This is a genomic window from Microvirga tunisiensis (assembly GCF_009296175.1).
GTDB classification, from domain to species: Bacteria; Pseudomonadota; Alphaproteobacteria; order Rhizobiales; family Beijerinckiaceae; genus Microvirga; species Microvirga tunisiensis.
This window is the reverse complement of record NZ_VOSK01000703.1, coordinates 1-1,639: the sequence shown is the minus strand read 5'-3', so window position 1 is coordinate 1,639 and position 1,639 is coordinate 1. Positions and strand designations below refer to the sequence as shown.

The following is a 1,639-nucleotide window of genomic DNA, read 5'->3' as shown; positions in this document are numbered from 1 at the left end:
GACAACGTCCTATGTGGGGAAGCAGCAGCGGCCATGAGCCAGCAGATCTCAGCACGCCGATTTGCTGGATCGGCGTTAGCATCAGATTGAGCCAGGTGGCTTCCACCGTCAACGGGATTGTCCTCTCCCATAGCAAACACAGGATCCAGCGGTCACAGCCGTGGTCCTCACCGTCCTCAATACGAGATACACCCCAGGTGGAAGGCCCAAACATTATCTACAGGGTCGCTGACGCGCCCTCACGGCCCGCACAGAGAGAGGTCCTTCCACCCGGCACCGGACGCTCGAAGAACGGCCGGTATTCTACTCCGCCCTTGATCAACGCGTGCACCACACGCGCCATCTTGGCGGTCAAAGCAGTCACGGCCTTGCGGCGCAAATCGGCATCCTGGCGATCGCGCTCAGTATAGCGGCCGAGTTTATCCCGAAAGCTGTTGTCGCGCTGGCGGGCTGCCACTTGAGCAGCCATCCACAGCGCCCGACGTAAGCGAGCATTGCCGTACTTCGATAGCTTGGTGCGGCCGCGGAACGTGCCAGACTTGCAGGTGGCCAGATCAAGGCCGCAGAACTTCAGGAACTGACGATGGTGTCCGAAGCGGCGCAGATCGCCTGCTTCCGCCAGGATCGTCAGGGCATGGATCGGCCCGATCCCTGGGATCGTGCACAGTCGCTGGTAGTCAGCATGATCGGCCAGCATCGCATGAGCCAGCTTCTCAATCCGATCCCGCTGGCGGATCAGACTGCGTGCTTCGGCCAGAACCATGCGGAACATGGTGATGGCCGCAGAGCTTTCCGATACGGGCAGAGCCGTGGAGGCGCGAGCGGTCTCGTAGATGTCGTTGAGCAATCGAGATTTGGAGACCTTACGGCCGATCACAGGCCATGCCTCCTCCACAAAGCTCTCTCGGTCCAAGGCCATGATGCTGCCGGGCGTTGGGAAGCGTTCGAGCAGCGCCAGAAACCAGTCGGAGCGGCTGTTGCCGGCAAAGCGCTCGATCTCGGGAAAGTACAGGGGCAGGTAATGGGTCAGGATCCGGTGCCAGATCTCGGTCTTGGCCTTGGAGATCGCCTCGTGGGTCTTCGACAACTCCTGCAGGTCGTTGATCCCGACCGCCAGAGGATCGACATAGCGTTGGGTCGCGCCGATCTGGAGCATATGCAGGATGACCTGCGCGTCCTTGGGATCGTTCTTGTCCCAGCCGTTGTGCAAAGCCTCCCGGGTGCGGGCGAGCGCCACGGATGAGACCAGGCGCAATTCGAAGCCTGCGGAGAGCAGGCGGTAGGCCAGGCCGCGGTGATAATCACCGGTCGCCTCAAATCCGATGAGCACAGGACAGCCGTAAGTGGTCAGGATCTCCACGAGGCGATCATAATCCGCCTTGTTGCTCAGGATTGTGAGCCGCCGACGTCGCTGATGGCCGGCAGCCTCGATCAGCACCTCGTGGCGGTGCTTGGCGATGTCGATTGCTACCAGGGCGGCAGAAGCGGGTGTAGGATTGAGTTCGGTCATGGTCGGTTGGCCTCCAGCTTATGTTCAGCGACATCACTGTGAGACCTGCTGGCCGGCCATGGCCACCCCACGCAGCGCGGCTCCGCAACCCGGGCCAGCTCCGCCGCGCTGCTTCCCCATGTACTACGG

General features: G+C 61.8%; 1 protein-coding gene. It reads right to left on the bottom strand.

Annotated elements, in window-relative coordinates; genetic code table 11:
- Positions 1-217 precede the first annotated feature (217 nt).
- On the bottom strand, positions 218-1,510 hold the full coding sequence (locus FS320_RS43010; RefSeq protein WP_152718602.1) for an IS110 family RNA-guided transposase: 1,293 nt from the start codon (positions 1,508-1,510) through the stop codon (positions 218-220).
- Positions 1,511-1,639 lie beyond the last annotated feature (129 nt).

Excerpts from the sequence above, each read along its gene's own strand:
- FS320_RS43010 (WP_152718602.1), bottom strand. The coding sequence starts at position 1,510 with ATGACCGAACTCAATCCTACACCCGCTTCTGCCGCCCTGGTAGCAATC.